The organism is Sphingomonas sp. HITSZ_GF (assembly GCF_029543155.1).
GTDB lineage: Bacteria > Pseudomonadota > Alphaproteobacteria > Sphingomonadales > Sphingomonadaceae > Sphingomonas.
In genome coordinates, this window is the sequence record NZ_JARQXA010000002.1 from 175,877 (window position 1) to 188,451 (window position 12,575).

Annotated in this window: 15 protein-coding genes and 1 pseudogene; 9 read left to right on the forward strand and 7 right to left on the reverse strand. The window is 65.7% G+C overall.

The window, feature by feature from the left end; genetic code table 11:
• Positions 1 to 45: 45 nt before the first annotated feature.
• From P6144_RS06570 to P6144_RS06580, 3 genes are all read left to right on the forward strand, one after another.
• Positions 46 to 666: a dihydrofolate reductase gene (locus P6144_RS06570; protein ID WP_277766938.1), complete on the forward strand. Its 621-nt coding sequence runs from the start codon at positions 46 to 48 to the stop codon at positions 664 to 666.
• 98 nt (positions 667 to 764) lie between these two features.
• Positions 765 to 1,937, forward strand: a complete 1,173-nt coding sequence (locus P6144_RS06575; RefSeq protein WP_277766939.1) for a dipeptidase — start codon at positions 765 to 767, stop codon at positions 1,935 to 1,937.
• A gap of 182 nt (positions 1,938 to 2,119) precedes the next feature.
• On the forward strand, positions 2,120 to 3,043 hold the full coding sequence (locus P6144_RS06580; RefSeq protein ID WP_277766940.1) for a bifunctional riboflavin kinase/FAD synthetase: 924 nt from the start codon (positions 2,120 to 2,122) through the stop codon (positions 3,041 to 3,043).
• On the opposite strand, the gene P6144_RS06585 is transcribed toward P6144_RS06580, so the two are convergent.
• Positions 3,040 to 3,261 carry a hypothetical protein gene (locus tag P6144_RS06585; RefSeq protein ID WP_277766941.1) on the reverse strand — a complete coding sequence of 74 codons (222 nt, stop codon included), beginning with the start codon at positions 3,259 to 3,261 and terminating at the stop codon, positions 3,040 to 3,042. The two genes, P6144_RS06580 and P6144_RS06585, sit on opposite strands and share 4 nt — an antisense overlap.
• Positions 3,262 to 3,368: 107 nt before the next feature.
• Between P6144_RS06585 and P6144_RS06590 the strand changes: the two genes are divergently transcribed.
• Genes P6144_RS06590 through P6144_RS06600 form a run of 3 tightly spaced genes read left to right on the forward strand, consistent with a single transcriptional unit; the run spans position 3,369 to position 7,307 of the window.
• The gene (locus tag P6144_RS06590) at positions 3,369 to 6,335 is read left to right on the forward strand and encodes an isoleucine--tRNA ligase (protein ID WP_277766942.1); all 2,967 of its coding nucleotides are present in this window, start codon (positions 3,369 to 3,371) and stop codon (positions 6,333 to 6,335) included.
• Positions 6,332 to 6,901 (forward strand): signal peptidase II, encoded by a 570-nt coding sequence (gene lspA, locus P6144_RS06595; RefSeq protein WP_277766943.1) that lies wholly within the window; start codon positions 6,332 to 6,334, stop codon positions 6,899 to 6,901. Before P6144_RS06590 ends, lspA begins: the two co-directional genes overlap by 4 nt.
• Positions 6,894 to 7,307 (forward strand): DUF3035 domain-containing protein, encoded by a 414-nt coding sequence (locus P6144_RS06600; protein ID WP_277766944.1) that lies wholly within the window; start codon positions 6,894 to 6,896, stop codon positions 7,305 to 7,307. The genes lspA and P6144_RS06600 overlap by 8 nt, the downstream gene beginning before the upstream one ends.
• A 148-nt stretch (positions 7,308 to 7,455) precedes the next feature.
• Here P6144_RS06600 and P6144_RS06605 read toward each other — a convergent pair whose 3' ends face one another.
• The 4 genes from P6144_RS06605 to P6144_RS06620 all read right to left on the reverse strand — a co-directional run bounded on the left by P6144_RS06605 (position 7,456) and on the right by P6144_RS06620 (position 9,853).
• On the reverse strand, positions 7,456 to 8,241 hold the full coding sequence (locus tag P6144_RS06605; protein WP_277766945.1) for a TorF family putative porin: 786 nt from the start codon (positions 8,239 to 8,241) through the stop codon (positions 7,456 to 7,458).
• 239 nt (positions 8,242 to 8,480) lie between these two features.
• Positions 8,481 to 8,945, reverse strand: a complete 465-nt coding sequence (locus P6144_RS06610; RefSeq protein ID WP_277766946.1) for a RidA family protein — start codon at positions 8,943 to 8,945, stop codon at positions 8,481 to 8,483.
• A 9-nt stretch (positions 8,946 to 8,954) separates the two neighbouring features.
• Complete coding sequence (locus P6144_RS06615; RefSeq protein ID WP_277766947.1) at positions 8,955 to 9,590, reverse strand: HAD family hydrolase; 636 nt, start codon at positions 9,588 to 9,590, stop codon at positions 8,955 to 8,957.
• Positions 9,587 to 9,853 carry a DUF3572 domain-containing protein gene (locus P6144_RS06620; RefSeq protein WP_277766948.1) on the reverse strand — a complete coding sequence of 89 codons (267 nt, stop codon included), beginning with the start codon at positions 9,851 to 9,853 and terminating at the stop codon, positions 9,587 to 9,589. Before P6144_RS06620 ends, P6144_RS06615 begins: the two co-directional genes overlap by 4 nt.
• 37 nt (positions 9,854 to 9,890) lie before the next feature.
• On the opposite strand from P6144_RS06620, the pseudogene P6144_RS06625 reads away from it, so the two are divergent.
• Positions 9,891 to 10,250, forward strand: a pseudogene (locus tag P6144_RS06625) (response regulator); the annotation flags it as partial.
• Between the two features lie 156 nt (positions 10,251 to 10,406).
• On the opposite strand, the gene rpmG reads toward P6144_RS06625, so the two are convergent.
• Positions 10,407 to 10,574: a 50S ribosomal protein L33 gene (rpmG, locus tag P6144_RS06630; protein WP_025560997.1), complete on the reverse strand. Its 168-nt coding sequence runs from the start codon at positions 10,572 to 10,574 to the stop codon at positions 10,407 to 10,409.
• 317 nt (positions 10,575 to 10,891) lie between these two features.
• Between rpmG and P6144_RS06635 the strand changes: the two genes are divergently transcribed.
• Positions 10,892 to 11,455, forward strand: a complete 564-nt coding sequence (locus P6144_RS06635; RefSeq protein ID WP_277766949.1) for a TMEM165/GDT1 family protein — start codon at positions 10,892 to 10,894, stop codon at positions 11,453 to 11,455.
• A gap of 88 nt (positions 11,456 to 11,543) precedes the next feature.
• On the forward strand, positions 11,544 to 12,047 hold the full coding sequence (locus tag P6144_RS06640; RefSeq protein WP_277766950.1) for a DNA starvation/stationary phase protection protein: 504 nt from the start codon (positions 11,544 to 11,546) through the stop codon (positions 12,045 to 12,047).
• Between the two features lie 179 nt (positions 12,048 to 12,226).
• On the opposite strand, the gene P6144_RS06645 is transcribed toward P6144_RS06640, so the two are convergent.
• Positions 12,227 to 12,559, reverse strand: coding sequence for a hypothetical protein (locus P6144_RS06645; protein ID WP_277766951.1), 333 nt, complete (start codon positions 12,557 to 12,559; stop codon positions 12,227 to 12,229).
• Positions 12,560 to 12,575 lie beyond the last annotated feature (16 nt).

Consider the following 12,575-nt stretch of genomic DNA (forward strand, 5'->3'; position numbering starts at 1 on the left):
AGACTCCCATGTGTCAAAGCTTTGGCAAGGGGACAGAGTGAGCGTATGCGCCAGCTAACATCCATCGTTGCAATGAACGCCGCAGGTGCAATCGGCGCCGGGAATCACCTGCCTTGGCGCATCCGTAGCGATCTGCAGTTTTTCCGTCGCCAAACGCTTGATCAGGTGGTCATTATGGGTCGTAAAACATACGATTCATTGGGCGGCGCATTGCCTAGGCGTACGAATATCGTTGTAACACACGGCTTTTCGCTTTTTCCGACAACAGCTGAGTGCTCCGCAGTTGGAGCGATTGATGAGGCTCTCGTAGCCGCTTCGCGCGCACCTAAGAAAAAAGAGGTTTTCATTGTCGGCGGCGCCAGCATGTACGAGCAGTTCTCGCCGTACGTCGATCGCTATCTGATCACGCTCGTGGACAAAGAAGTGCCTGACGCAGACACGTTTTTCCGGGAAGCTTGGCTAGGCGACCAGTCCGATTGGGATAGTCAAATAATCAGCGAGGGGATCGCTGACGGGAAAGATAATGAAGCGAATTTCCGCATTTGGGAATTCCTTCCAAAGCGCCCACAAATCATTGCTGACCGTAGAATGGCAGCGATTGATGCCTTAAAGCGACGTGCATCGGCAGGGCTCAGTTTCTCCAATTTCTCGACCGCTCAAATCTGAACGCATAACGCTCTTGCTCTAAGCGGAAGCGCGCGCGAGGATTTCGCGCAAGAAGCGGGGCGCCCTGCCTACAGCTTCGTGACGCTGGAGCGGACGGGATGAAGAAGAAGATCCTCTGGGGGGTGCTGATCGTGCTGGCGCTGGCCGCGATCGGCTTTTTCGGCTTCGCCCCGGGGATCGTCGAAGGCGGGATGAACAAGGTGGTGCCGGTGAAGCTCGCCCGGCCGAGCGCCGCGGCGAAGCAGCTCCATGCCAGCCTGCAGATCGCCGACATGCATGCCGACACGCTGATGTGGCGCCGCAACCTGCTCGATCGCTCGAACACCGGGCAAGTCGATCTGCCGCGCCTGCTCGCCGGCAACTATACGCTCCAGGTCTTCTCCTCGGTCACCAAGACCCCGAAGCACCAGAATTACGATTCGAACCCGGGCGACACCGACAACATCACGCTGCTGACCATCGCGCAGCTTCAGCCGCCCAAGACCTGGACCTCGCTGCTCGAGCGCTCGCTGTTCCACGCCCGCAAGCTCGATCGCGCCGCCGCGGGTTCGAACGGCAAGCTGCGCGTGATCCGCACCGCGGCAGACCTTGACCTGCTCCTCTCAGATCGCGCGGCGGGCAAGAAGGTCGTCGGCGGCATGCTCTCGATCGAGGGGCTACAGGACATGGAGGGCAATCTCTCCAACCTCGACACGCTCTACGGCGCCGGCTTCCGCATGGCCGGCATGGCGCATTTCTTCGACAATGAAGTCGCCGGATCGATGCACGGCGTCCACAAGGGCGGACTCACCCCGCTCGGCCGCCAGGTGGTGGCGCGGATGGAGCAGCTCGGCATGATCGTCGACATCGCCCATTCGAGCCACGAGACCGTCGCCGAGATCCTCAGGATGGCGAAGCGCCCGGTCGTCTCCAGCCATGGCGGCGTCCAGGCGACCTGCAAGGTCAACCGCAACCTGACCGACGACGAGATCAAGGGCGTGGCGCGCACCGGTGGTGTCGTCGGCATAGGCTATTGGGACGCGGCGGTGTGCGGCACCGAGCCTGCCAATGTCGTCCGCGCGATCCTCCATGTGCGCCAGCTCGTCGGCATCGACCATGTCGGGCTGGGATCGGATTTCGACGGGGCGGTGACCACCGGCTGGGATTCGTCGCAGATCATCGCGATCACCCAGGGCCTGCTCGATGCCGGGCTCTCCGCCGACGAGATCCGCAAGGTGATGGGCGGCAATGTGCTCCGCGTCATCCGCGCGGGGATCGTGCCTGCCAAATAGTTCCTCCCCCAGCTCGCTGGGGGAGGGGGACCGCCGAGCGCAGCTCGGTGGTGGAGGGGCCGGCGCAACGCGCCGGTGCCCGGCGCGCCCCTCCACCCCGACGCTATGCGTCGCGGTCCCCCTCCCCGAGACAAGCTCGGGGAGGATTTGATTGCAGCAACGCTTCCCCTATAGCCCGCCGCATGGAGCGTCTCGACGGCGGCGCGCCGGTTCCGCCCCGCTATCGGGGCGCGATCGTCGCGCTCGGCAATTTCGACGGATTTCACCTGGGGCATCAGGCAGTGGTCGGCCATGCGGTGGCGCGGGCGCGCGCCGAGGGGCGGCCGGCGATCGTCGGCACCTTCGATCCGCATCCGCAGCGCTATTTCCGCCCGGACAGCCCCTGGTTCCGCCTCACCACCATGGACCAGCGCCAGCGCCTGCTCGCGGAGGCGGGCGTCGACGCGATGCTCGTCTTCCCGTTCAACGCCGAGCTGGCCGCGCTCAGCGCCCGCGCCTTTGCCGAGGAGCGGCTGCGCGACTGCATCGGCGCGGCCGGCGTGGTGACCGGCGGTGACTTCACCTTCGGCAAGGGGCGCGAGGGCGATGTGGCGACGCTCGCCACGCTCGGCGCAGAACTGGGCTTCACCGCAGAGACGGTGGCGCCGGTGCAGCTCGACGGCGAGACGGTCTCGTCGAGCCGGATTCGCACGCATCTGCGCGAAGGCCGGCCGGCCGAGGCGGCGCGGCTGCTCACCCGGCCGTTCACGATCGAAGGCGTGGTCCAGCATGGCGACCAGGTCGGCCGCACGCTCGGCTTCCCCACCGCCAATCTCAGCATGGCCAATTATCTGCGCCCGGCCTACGGCATCTATGCGGTGCGCGGGCGGCTGGCCGACGGGCGTGTGCCGGGCGGCGTGGCGAGCCTGGGCATCCGCCCCACCTTCGAGCCGCCGGTCGAGTTGCTCGAGCCCTTCTTTTTCGACTTCTCGGGCGATCTCTACGGCCAAGCGATCGAAGTGCAGCTGATCGACTATCTGCGCCCCGAGGCGAAGTTCGATTCGCTGGAAGCGCTCAAGGTGCAGATGGACCTCGATGCGGCGAAGGCGCGCGCGATCCTAGGTTAGCCCGAATCGCGCGCCTGCTGCTGGTGCAGCCGGATCAGCCGGAACTTCACCCGGTGCCATTTGCTGACATCGTCCCAGCGTGATTCGTCGGTGGCTCGCGTCACCTGCGCATCGATGCGCGCAAGGGCCTCCGCCTCGGGCAAGAGCATATGTTGGCCGGCCAGTTCGGCGATTTCATCCACTTCAGGCGCGGCAGCTCGCTTAACATGGATCATCATGGGATACCGACTCGCGAGCCCGGCGAGGGTTCCCCATATTGGTGGTAAATCGCCGCTCCAACATCTGCTTTGCATGTGGGGCCGCTTCCTCTAATTCCCGCGCACTCATGAGCGACGAAAAAGACTACCGCGACACCGTCTTCCTTCCGAAGACCGAGTTCCCCATGAAGGCAGGCCTCGCCCAGAAGGAGCCTGCCATCCTCGCGCGCTGGGCGCAGATCGGGCTGTACGACAAGCTGCGCGCGCAGCGTGCCGGCCGCACCCGCTTCATCCTGCACGATGGCCCGCCCTATGCGAATGGCGACATTCACATGGGCCATGCGATGAACAAGGTCCTCAAGGACATCATCGTCCGCTCGCAGAGCCTGATGGGCAAGGACGCGCCCTATATCCCGGGCTGGGACTGCCACGGCCTGCCGATCGAGTGGAAGGTCGAAGAGGCCTATCGCGCCAAGAAGCTCAACAAGGACGAAGTCGATCCCGTCGCCTTCCGCGCCGAATGCCGTGCCTATGCCGAGAAATGGGTCGGCGTGCAGCGCGAGCAGTTCGAGCGGCTGGGCGTGATGGGCGACTGGACCAACCCGTACCTCACGATGAACTATGAGAGCGAGGCGATCATCGCCGGCGAGCTGCTCAAGTTCGCCGAGAGCGGCCAGCTCTATCGCGGCGCCAAGCCGGTGATGTGGTCCCCGGTCGAGAAGACCGCACTGGCTGAGGCCGAAGTCGAATATGAGGACATCACCTCGACGCAGATCGACGTGGCGTTCGAGATCGTCGAGGCGCCCAACGCCCCCGAGCTGGTCGGCGCGCATGCGGTGATCTGGACGACCACGCCGTGGACGATCCCGGTGAACCAGGCTTTGGCGTACGGGCCGGAAGTCGAATACACGGCCTGTGTCGTCTATTTCGAAGTCAACGAAGGCGATCGAGCCGCAGCACTTGCAGCGTTGAATGCGCACTTTGGGCTGGGCAAAGCCGTCGATGACAGCCGCTTCCTCATTGCGCATGATTTGATTGAAGCTTTCGAGCGCCGCGTCTCGTCTGAAGCCAATCGCCTCGACCTGAGCACCTTCGGCGTGACTAATGTGGTCACGCACGTATCGGCGCTGAGCGAAAGCGCGTCGCGCATCTCGGGCGAAAAGCTCGCCGGCGCCATCGCCCGCCACCCCATGCACAAGCTCGGCGGCTTCTTCGCCAAGCCGCGTCCGCTGCTCGCCGGCGACTTTGTCACCACCGACGCGGGTACCGGCCTCGTCCATATGGCGCCGGATCACGGCGAGGACGACTTCCTGCTCTGCAAGGCCAATGGCATCGATCCGGTGTTCGCGGTCGATGCGGCGGGCATGTACCGCGCGGACTGGCTGTGGCTCGGCGGCCAGGGATCGGTGATCAACAAGAAGTTCACCGCGTCGGACGGCCCGATCTGCACCGACCTGCGCGAAGCCGGCGCACTGCTCGCCGCGTCGGACGACTTCACCCACAGCTATCCGCATAGCTGGCGCTCCAAGGCCAAGGTGATCTTCCGCTGCACCCCGCAATGGTTCATCCCGATGGACCGGCCCCAAGCCGTCATCCCGGCGCAAGCCGGGATCTCAGGCGAAGGCGCGGGACAAGAGCCGCACGAGATCCCGGCTTCCGCCGGGATGACGGCGAATGGCAACGGCGCCACCCTGCGCGGCATTGCGCTCGATGCGATCGAGAACACCCGCTGGGTGCCCGAAAAGGCGCAGAACCGCATCCGCGCGATGGTCGAGGGGCGCCCGGACTGGGTGATCAGCCGCCAGCGCGCCTGGGGCGTGCCGATCGCGCTTTATGTCCACCGCCAGACCGGCGAATATCTCCGCGATCCCGAAGTGAATGCCCGTATCCTCGAGGCCTTCACCACCGGCGGCGCCGATGCCTGGTTCCAGGCCGATCACCAGCAGCTGCTGGGCGAGAAATACGACCTCGCCCACTATGAGGTGATCACCGACATTCTCGACGTCTGGTTCGATTCGGGCTCGACCCACAGCTTCGTGATCGAGGCGCGGTACGGCGTCGGCACGCGGGCGGACCTGTACCTTGAGGGTTCGGACCAGCATCGCGGCTGGTTCCAGTCGTCGCTGCTCGAAAGCTCCGGCACACGCGGGCGCGCGCCCTATGACGCAGTGCTGACCCACGGCTTCGCGCTCGACGGCAACGGCCGGAAAATGTCCAAGTCGCTCGGCAACGTCGTCGATCCGCTCAAGATCATCGGCGAAAGCGGCGCGGACATCCTGCGCCTCTGGGTCGCGCAGACCGACTATTTCGAGGACGTCCGCATCGGCAAGGAAGTGCTTGCCGGCACCGGCGATGCCTATCGCAAGATCCGCAACACCTTCCGCTACCTGCTCGGCGCGCTCGACGGGTTCAGCGAGGCCGAGCGGCTGCCCGTCGCCGAGATGCCCGAGCTCGAGCGCTATATCCTGGCGAAGCTGGCCGAGCTCGATGCCGAGCTGCGCAGCGCCACCGACGGCTTCGAGTTCAACCGCTACAGCCGCGCGCTGACGGATTTCATGAACGAGGACCTGTCGGCCTTCTTCTTCGATATCCGCAAGGACTGCCTCTACTGCGAGGCAGAGACCAGCACCAAGCGCCGCGCCTATCGCACCGTGCTCGATGTGCTGTTCCACGCGCTGGTCCGCTATGCGGCGCCGGTGCTGGCCTTCACGGCCGAGGAAGTGTGGCAGGCGCGCTATCCGAGCGAGGACGAGTCGGTCCACATGCTCGAATGGCCGGTGCTGCCCGAGGGCGCGACCACGCAGAGCGACTGGATCGCGATCCGCGCGCTGCGCCAGCAGGTGACCGAGGCGATCGAGCCCTATCGCCGCGAGAAGCAGGTCCGATCGAGCCTGGAAGCCGAAGTGACCGTGCCCGATCTGCCGGCATCGGCAGAGGATCTCACCGAGCTGTTCATCGTCTCGCAGGTGACGAAGGGCGAAACGGTCACCGTCGTGCCCACCCAGCGCCATAAATGCGGCCGCTGTTGGCGGCATCTCCCGGAAGTTGCGCAGGACGGCGCCTTGTGCGACCGCTGTGCCGGGGTGGTGGAATGAACGTGACTCGTGGAATCGGCTTTGCCGTGGCGGCCCTGGTTTTCGTCATCGATCAGGTGACGAAGCTGCTGGTCGTGCGCGCGCTCGGCGTCGATCTGGCGTTCGTCCAGTCGCTGATCCAGCAGAAGCTCGGCCTGGACGGGCTCAACCATGTCCAGGAGATCCTGCCGATCTTCGACCTGCGCTTCGTCGCCAATATCGGCGTGTCGCTCGGCCTGTTCGCCGCGAACAGCGACGCCACCCGCTGGATGCTGGTGCTGCTCACCGGCGCGATTGCCGCGGGCGTGATCTGGTGGATGTTCCGCGAGAAGAAGCTGCCCGATGTCTGCGCGCTCGGCATGGTGCTGGGCGGTGCGCTGGGCAACATCCTCGATCGTGCCCGCCTCGGCTTCGTCGTCGATTTCGCCGACCTGCATTTCGGGACATGGCGCCCGTTTTTGGTCTTCAACGTCGCCGATGCGGCGATTACCATCGGCGTGCTGATCCTGTTGATCCGCGCGCTCCTCGTGCGCGATAAGGCCGCAGGCGAGAGCCCGGCCGCTGTGGAGAATGAAGTCAATGCGTAAGATCGTTACCATCGCGGCGGGCATTGCCGTCGCGGCCTCGCTCTCCGCCTGCTCGAAGAAGGGCTATGATCGCGCCCGTCCGGACGAGTTCGCCGTCGCCCGCCAGGCGCCGCTGGTGATCCCGCCCGATTTCTCGCTGGTGCCGCCGCAGCCGGGCGCCCCGCGCCCGCAGGAAGGCAACCCGGCCAACCAGGCGCTCGACGCGATGTTCGGCGGCTCCGCGGCGCGCAGCCCCGGCGAGCAGGCCGTCCTCGACAGCTCGGGCAGCACCGGCGCCGACCAGAGCGCTCGCTCGACCGCGGGCAGCCCCGGCACCACCGTCGTCGACAAGGGCACCACCACGCGCGACATCGTCGCGGCGCCCGAAGGCGACGGCAAGGACGCCAAGGCCAGCACCCCGCAATAAGCGCAGCGGCACCGCGCCGCCCCGGCGGCGCCTCGCCCTGCCCCAAATAAGACTTGCCCCAAATAAGAAACGCCGGCCTGGATCCCCCTCCAGGCCGGCGTTTCCGTATGGCGGGGAGCGCGCGAGGCGCTCCCCTTCCCCCCAACTTTTAGAAGGCGACGCTCACCGAGCCGATGACGCCACCCTTGGCGACGTCCTTGCCGCTCGGCGTGTAGAAGAAGGTGTCGGTGTCGACATAGGAGACGCCGAAGGTCAGCGACTTCCAGGTCGCGGTCGCGCCGATCGACCAGTCGGTGTACTCGTCGGTCGGGCCCGACAGCCAGCTCGGACCCCAGGTGTGGCCGAGATGGCCGGTGAGGCCGATCGGCGTGTTCGGGATCGCGACCGAAAGATCGCCGGCCAGGTAGAAATTGTCTTCCTTCTTGAACGCGCCGGTCAGGCCCTGGTCGATCGCCAGCGCCTTCTGCTTCGGCGCATAGTTGCCGGTGACCTTGCCGGTGACCGGGCCGACCGAATAGGCCACCGAGAGATAGGGCTCGATGAAGTCCGAGGCGCTGGTGTCGCCGCTCAGGCGCGTGCCCGGATAGACGTAATAGACGGCGCCGACATCGACGGTGACGCCATCGAAGCTCTTCTTGTAGCCGGCGATCAGGTCGAGCTCCTGATGGGCCGTGCCATGGACCGTGACATAGTCATCGATCGAGGAGCCCCAGGTGCCGATGTAGAAGCCCGATTCGTGGCTGACGGTGATGCCGCCCTGCACGGCGAAATTGCCATCGGTCTGCGAGATGCCGCGGAACTTGTAGTCGCTGACGACGCCGACGCTGCCGCTGACGGTAATAGCGGGTGCCGGATCGGTCTGATCCTGAGCCATCGCCGGCGTGGCGGCAGAAGCAACCGCGAGCGCGGTCAGGCTGATGATCGTGTAGCGCATGGAATACCCTTCCCAATGGTTCTAAAAAGGGTTCCCGCCTGCTTGCACCGGTGCTGCGTCGATTGCCCTGTCGGGGCCCGCGCTGCTTGCGGTTGCCCCGCTTCCTTGGCGTACGGCGCTGCACCGCACAACATTAATTGCTCTTCCGTCACAGGATCGTGACAAACTGTTGCTGGCGGGCCACAGGCGAGCGTTGTCAGCCCGGGACGCACCGGCAGGCGACAAGCCTTTGAGAAAATTCAGCGGATCTGGACGATCGCGTCGATTTCGACTGCCGCGCCGAGCGGCAGCGTCGGCACGCCCACGGCGCTGCGGGCATGCCTGCCGGCATCGCCGAACAGCGCCTGCATCAGCTCCGATGCGCCATTGGCGACCTTGGGCTGATCGGTGAAGTCACCGGCCGAATTGACGAACACCCCGAGCTTCACGATCCGCGCGACGCGCGACAGGTCGCCGTCGAGATACTTCTTGATCTGCGCGACCAGCATCAGCGCGCAGCGCTGCGCGGCGTCGGCGCCGAAATCGAGGTCGCGATCCTCGCCAAGCCGGCCGGTCATCAGCGCGCCGTCCTTGAAGGGAAGCTGGCCCGAGATGTGGAGCAGGCCGTTCGCCTCCACCACCGGGACATAGGCGGCGACGGGCGCCGCAGCTTCGGGAAGGGCGAGGCCGAGCTCTTCGAGCTTGCGATCGACATGCGTGGTCATGGCGCTCGCTCAACCACTCGCCGCGTCGGCGGTCAACCCCGCGGCGAAGCGTGCCTCGATCCAGCCGCGCGCTTCGCTCCAGTCGTCGATTCGGGCATGGGCGTGCGCCGCCTTGGCGACGCTCGGCGCCAGGCTGGGCTCGGCGACCATGTGGAGGCGGAACACCTCGGGCGCGTGCTTGGCCACCGATTCGTGATGGACCGCCAGATCGTCGACGAACACGGTCACGCTCGGGCGGAACTCGGCGATCAGTCGCGCGACCGGCGAGCCCTTGCCACCCTGGTTGCACTCGACCCGGTGCGCGATGCCGTGATTGGCGAGCTGGGCGATGCGGTGATCGCGGCAATGATCCTGGAGATTGGTGAGCACGACGATATCGGCCTGCTCCGCCAGCGCCGCCAGCGCCTCGCGGGCATGCGGCACCAGCGTCTGGCGCTCCATCTCGGCGGGGAAGAAGCCCTCGAGCAGCCCCCACATCTCCTCGCGCTCGATCGTCGACGAATCGCTGCGCCGGCGCATCGAATTGGCGAAGTCGGCGCCGTCCGGGGTGAACTCGATGTCATGGGTCTCGCCCAGCCAATGGCCGAAATGGCGGACCATATGGAGCAGGACTTCGTCGCAATCGGTGATCAGCAGCGGCTTCATGGTCTTTCCAGCGTCGCCCGGGCGGCGACCAGTTGTTCGGGGCCTATGTCGAGTGCCTCGGCGCAGGCGACAAGATCGGGTTCATAGGATTCGAGGAACGAAAGCGTGGCGGCGAGCAGCGTCGCTTCGCCGGCCCGCGCGCGCAGCTCGGAAGGATCGAGCCCGGTCAGGTCGAGCAGCCGCCGCGCCCGCGATTCGTCGCCCAGTGTCCACACAAGTGCTTGCAGCGCCAGCGCTTCCGCATTTGTTTCCGCGCTCGCCATATCCTACATCGCCTGTGAGTCGAACCGGGGGTAGCGCGTGGCAAAAAGGGTGCTCGTTGTCGAGGACAACGAACTCAATCTGAAGCTGTTCTGCGACCTGCTGCGCGCGCACCAGTTCGAGGCCGAGCCGGTGCGCGACGGGCGCGAGGCGGTGGCGCGCGCACGCGACTTCGATCCGCAGCTGGTGGTGATGGACATCCAGATGCCGCACGTCACCGGTCTCGAGCTGATCCAGCACATGAAGCTCGATCCGCGGCTGCGCACGATCCCGATCATGGCGGTGACCGCCTATGCCGGCAGCGGCGACGAGGAGCGGATCCGCGCCGCCGGCGCCAATGCCTATGTCTCCAAGCCGATCAGCCTGGTGCGCTTCATGGAAGAGGTGCGCGCGCTGATGCCCGCCGAATCGCCGGCCCCGGCGCCCGCACCCGAGGCAGCTGCCCCGGCGCCGGAAGCAGGCACAGAAGAAGCCCCGCGGCCTGGGGGCCCGGGGCTTCTCTTCTGATCAACCCCCGCGCGCGGCGGGGCGAGGCAAGCGGGCCGAAGCCCAGGCTTACTTGATCTTCGCTTCCTTGAACTCGACATGCTTGCGCACGACCGGGTCGTACTTGCGGAACGAGAACTTCTCGGTCTGGGTGCGCGGATTCTTCTTCGTGACGTAGAAGAAACCCGTGTCCGCCGTGCTGACGAGCTTGATCTTGACAGTGGTCGGCTTGGCCATGACCCGTAACCCTTGAATCTTGCGAAATGAAAAAGCGGCACGCAGGGCGCACCGCTGTCAGACGCGGGCAACTGCGCGAGTCTCTTCCAAAAGTCAAGGCTGGGGTGCGGAAGACTGCCAACCCGCTTCATATTCTTCGTCACCCCGGCCTTGTGCCGGGGTCCACGGGGAGGCACGCCATGGACAAGAGGCGCGCGCTTCACCGGTGCGGCACAGTGGACCCCGGAACAAGTCCGGGGTGACGGTTTGGGAACGCCCATCATGCTTCACGCGCATTTAACCCAACCGCGCCACATTTCCCCACGAAAGGGAGGCCCATGGAAGCTCTAGTCCCGGCCTTCCTTCTGGCCGTCCTGACCCAGCTTTGCGACAAGCCGGCGTCGCTCGGCGCGATTCTCGCCGATCGCTACGGGCGGCCGCTCACCGTGGCGGTGGCGGCGGGGCTCGCGCACGGGGTGACCAATTTCGCCGCCGGGCTGGGCGGGATGCTGATCGGCCCGATGATGACCCCCAATGCCCGGGCGCTGCTGCTCGCGCTCGCGCTGATCTTCGGCGCGCTCGGCATGATCGGCTCGAACCGGGTGAAAGACCGGCTCGACGGCTGGAAGCTCGGCGCCTTCTTCACCGCCTTTCTCGCGATCCTGATTCTCTCCTTCGGCGAGAGCACGCCCTTCTTCACGCTTGCGCTGTCGACGAGCGGCCAGCCCTGGTTCGCCGCGGCGGGCGCCTCGATCGGCGCGTTCGGCGTGGCCTTCGTTGCCGCGGTGCTCGGCGAGCGGATCTGGCAGGGCGTGCCGTTCCGCTGTCTGCGCGTCCTCGCCGGCATCGCCTTCCTGATCGCGGGCTGCTGGATCGGCGTGAACGCGCTTCGCTTGACCTGATCGATCAGTCACATCGGGAAAATGCAAGTGCGCGGCGCGGAGCCAGCGCTATATCCGTTCGTTGTACGTGCGAACCGATTCCCGGGAGATGACAATGGCAGATACGAATGCGGCGCTCCGCACCCCCACCGACCTCAACCGCAACGACACCAAGAGCGTGGCGGACGCGCTGAACAGCGCGCTGGCGGACTGCTTCGCCCTGTATTTCAAGACGAAGAATTTCCACTGGCACGTCTCGGGCCCGCACTTCCGCGACTATCACCTGCTGCTCGACGACCAGGCGGCGCAGATCTACGGCATCACCGATGCGATCGCCGAGCGCGTGCGCAAGACCGGCAACATCACGCTGCGCTCGATCGGCGACATCGCGCGCCGCCAGACGCTGACCGACAATGACGCCGACTATGTCGCGCCCGGCGACATGCTCGCCGAGCTGCGCGAGGACAATCTCAAGCTGGTCGAGAGCTTTCGCACGGTGAAGCAGGCTGCGGAAGACGCGGGCGACAACGCCACCAGCGGCATCGTCGACGAATGGACCGACCAGGCCGAGGAGCGCGCCTGGTTCCTGTTCGAGGCGTCGCGCAAGGGCTGAGGGATAGTTGGCGTTCGATGTTCGTACGCCACCTCCTCGATCCCCCGTCACCCTGAACTCGTTTCAGGGCTCAACCTGCCTCGGGCGATCTCGCTGGTGGAGGGTTGGATGCTGGAACAAGTTCAGCATGACAGAAGAGAATGAAGGGCCGGACTCTGATCGAGGCCGGCCCTTCTTCGTTACTTCACCTTCGCTAGGTCGGCGTCGAGCTTGGCGAGGATCTCGTCGGTGATCTTGCCTTCCGAATAGGGGGCGACCGCGCGGAAGCTCATCGCCTTGAACTGGTCATAGGCCGGGTGCTTGTCGACATCACCCAGGCCGTCGGCGACGAGCACCGCCTTGGTCGCCTCGTTGGCGAACAGCGCCTCGATCGGCGTGTCGGCGTTGAACTTGGCGGCGGCTGCCGGCGTCGCAGCGGGCGCGGGGGCCGGAGTCGGCGCGGGCGCCGGCGCAGTCTGGGCGAAGGCGGCAGGCGCGAAGGCGAGCGCGGCGGCAGTGAGAACAAGCTTCATTATGTGGAGTCCCCTC

Excerpts from the sequence above, each read along its gene's own strand:
- P6144_RS06635 (WP_277766949.1), top strand. The coding sequence starts at position 10,892 with ATGGAAGCTCTAGTCCCGGCCTTCCTTCTGGCCGTCCTGACCCAGCTT.
- lspA (WP_277766943.1), top strand. The coding sequence starts at position 6,332 with ATGAACGTGACTCGTGGAATCGGCTTTGCCGTGGCGGCCCTGGTTTTC.
- P6144_RS06605 (WP_277766945.1), bottom strand. The coding sequence starts at position 8,241 with ATGCGCTACACGATCATCAGCCTGACCGCGCTCGCGGTTGCTTCTGCC.
- P6144_RS06600 (WP_277766944.1), top strand. The coding sequence starts at position 6,894 with ATGCGTAAGATCGTTACCATCGCGGCGGGCATTGCCGTCGCGGCCTCG.
- P6144_RS06645 (WP_277766951.1), bottom strand. The coding sequence starts at position 12,559 with ATGAAGCTTGTTCTCACTGCCGCCGCGCTCGCCTTCGCGCCTGCCGCC.
- P6144_RS06585 (WP_277766941.1), bottom strand. The coding sequence starts at position 3,261 with ATGATGATCCATGTTAAGCGAGCTGCCGCGCCTGAAGTGGATGAAATC.
- P6144_RS06575 (WP_277766939.1), top strand. The coding sequence starts at position 765 with ATGAAGAAGAAGATCCTCTGGGGGGTGCTGATCGTGCTGGCGCTGGCC.
- P6144_RS06580 (WP_277766940.1), top strand. The coding sequence starts at position 2,120 with ATGGAGCGTCTCGACGGCGGCGCGCCGGTTCCGCCCCGCTATCGGGGC.
- P6144_RS06620 (WP_277766948.1), bottom strand. The coding sequence starts at position 9,853 with ATGGCGAGCGCGGAAACAAATGCGGAAGCGCTGGCGCTGCAAGCACTT.
- P6144_RS06590 (WP_277766942.1), top strand. The coding sequence starts at position 3,369 with ATGAGCGACGAAAAAGACTACCGCGACACCGTCTTCCTTCCGAAGACC.
- rpmG (WP_025560997.1), bottom strand. The coding sequence starts at position 10,574 with ATGGCCAAGCCGACCACTGTCAAGATCAAGCTCGTCAGCACGGCGGAC.
- P6144_RS06570 (WP_277766938.1), top strand. The coding sequence starts at position 46 with ATGCGCCAGCTAACATCCATCGTTGCAATGAACGCCGCAGGTGCAATC.
- P6144_RS06615 (WP_277766947.1), bottom strand. The coding sequence starts at position 9,590 with ATGAAGCCGCTGCTGATCACCGATTGCGACGAAGTCCTGCTCCATATG.
- P6144_RS06640 (WP_277766950.1), top strand. The coding sequence starts at position 11,544 with ATGACAATGGCAGATACGAATGCGGCGCTCCGCACCCCCACCGACCTC.
- P6144_RS06610 (WP_277766946.1), bottom strand. The coding sequence starts at position 8,945 with ATGACCACGCATGTCGATCGCAAGCTCGAAGAGCTCGGCCTCGCCCTT.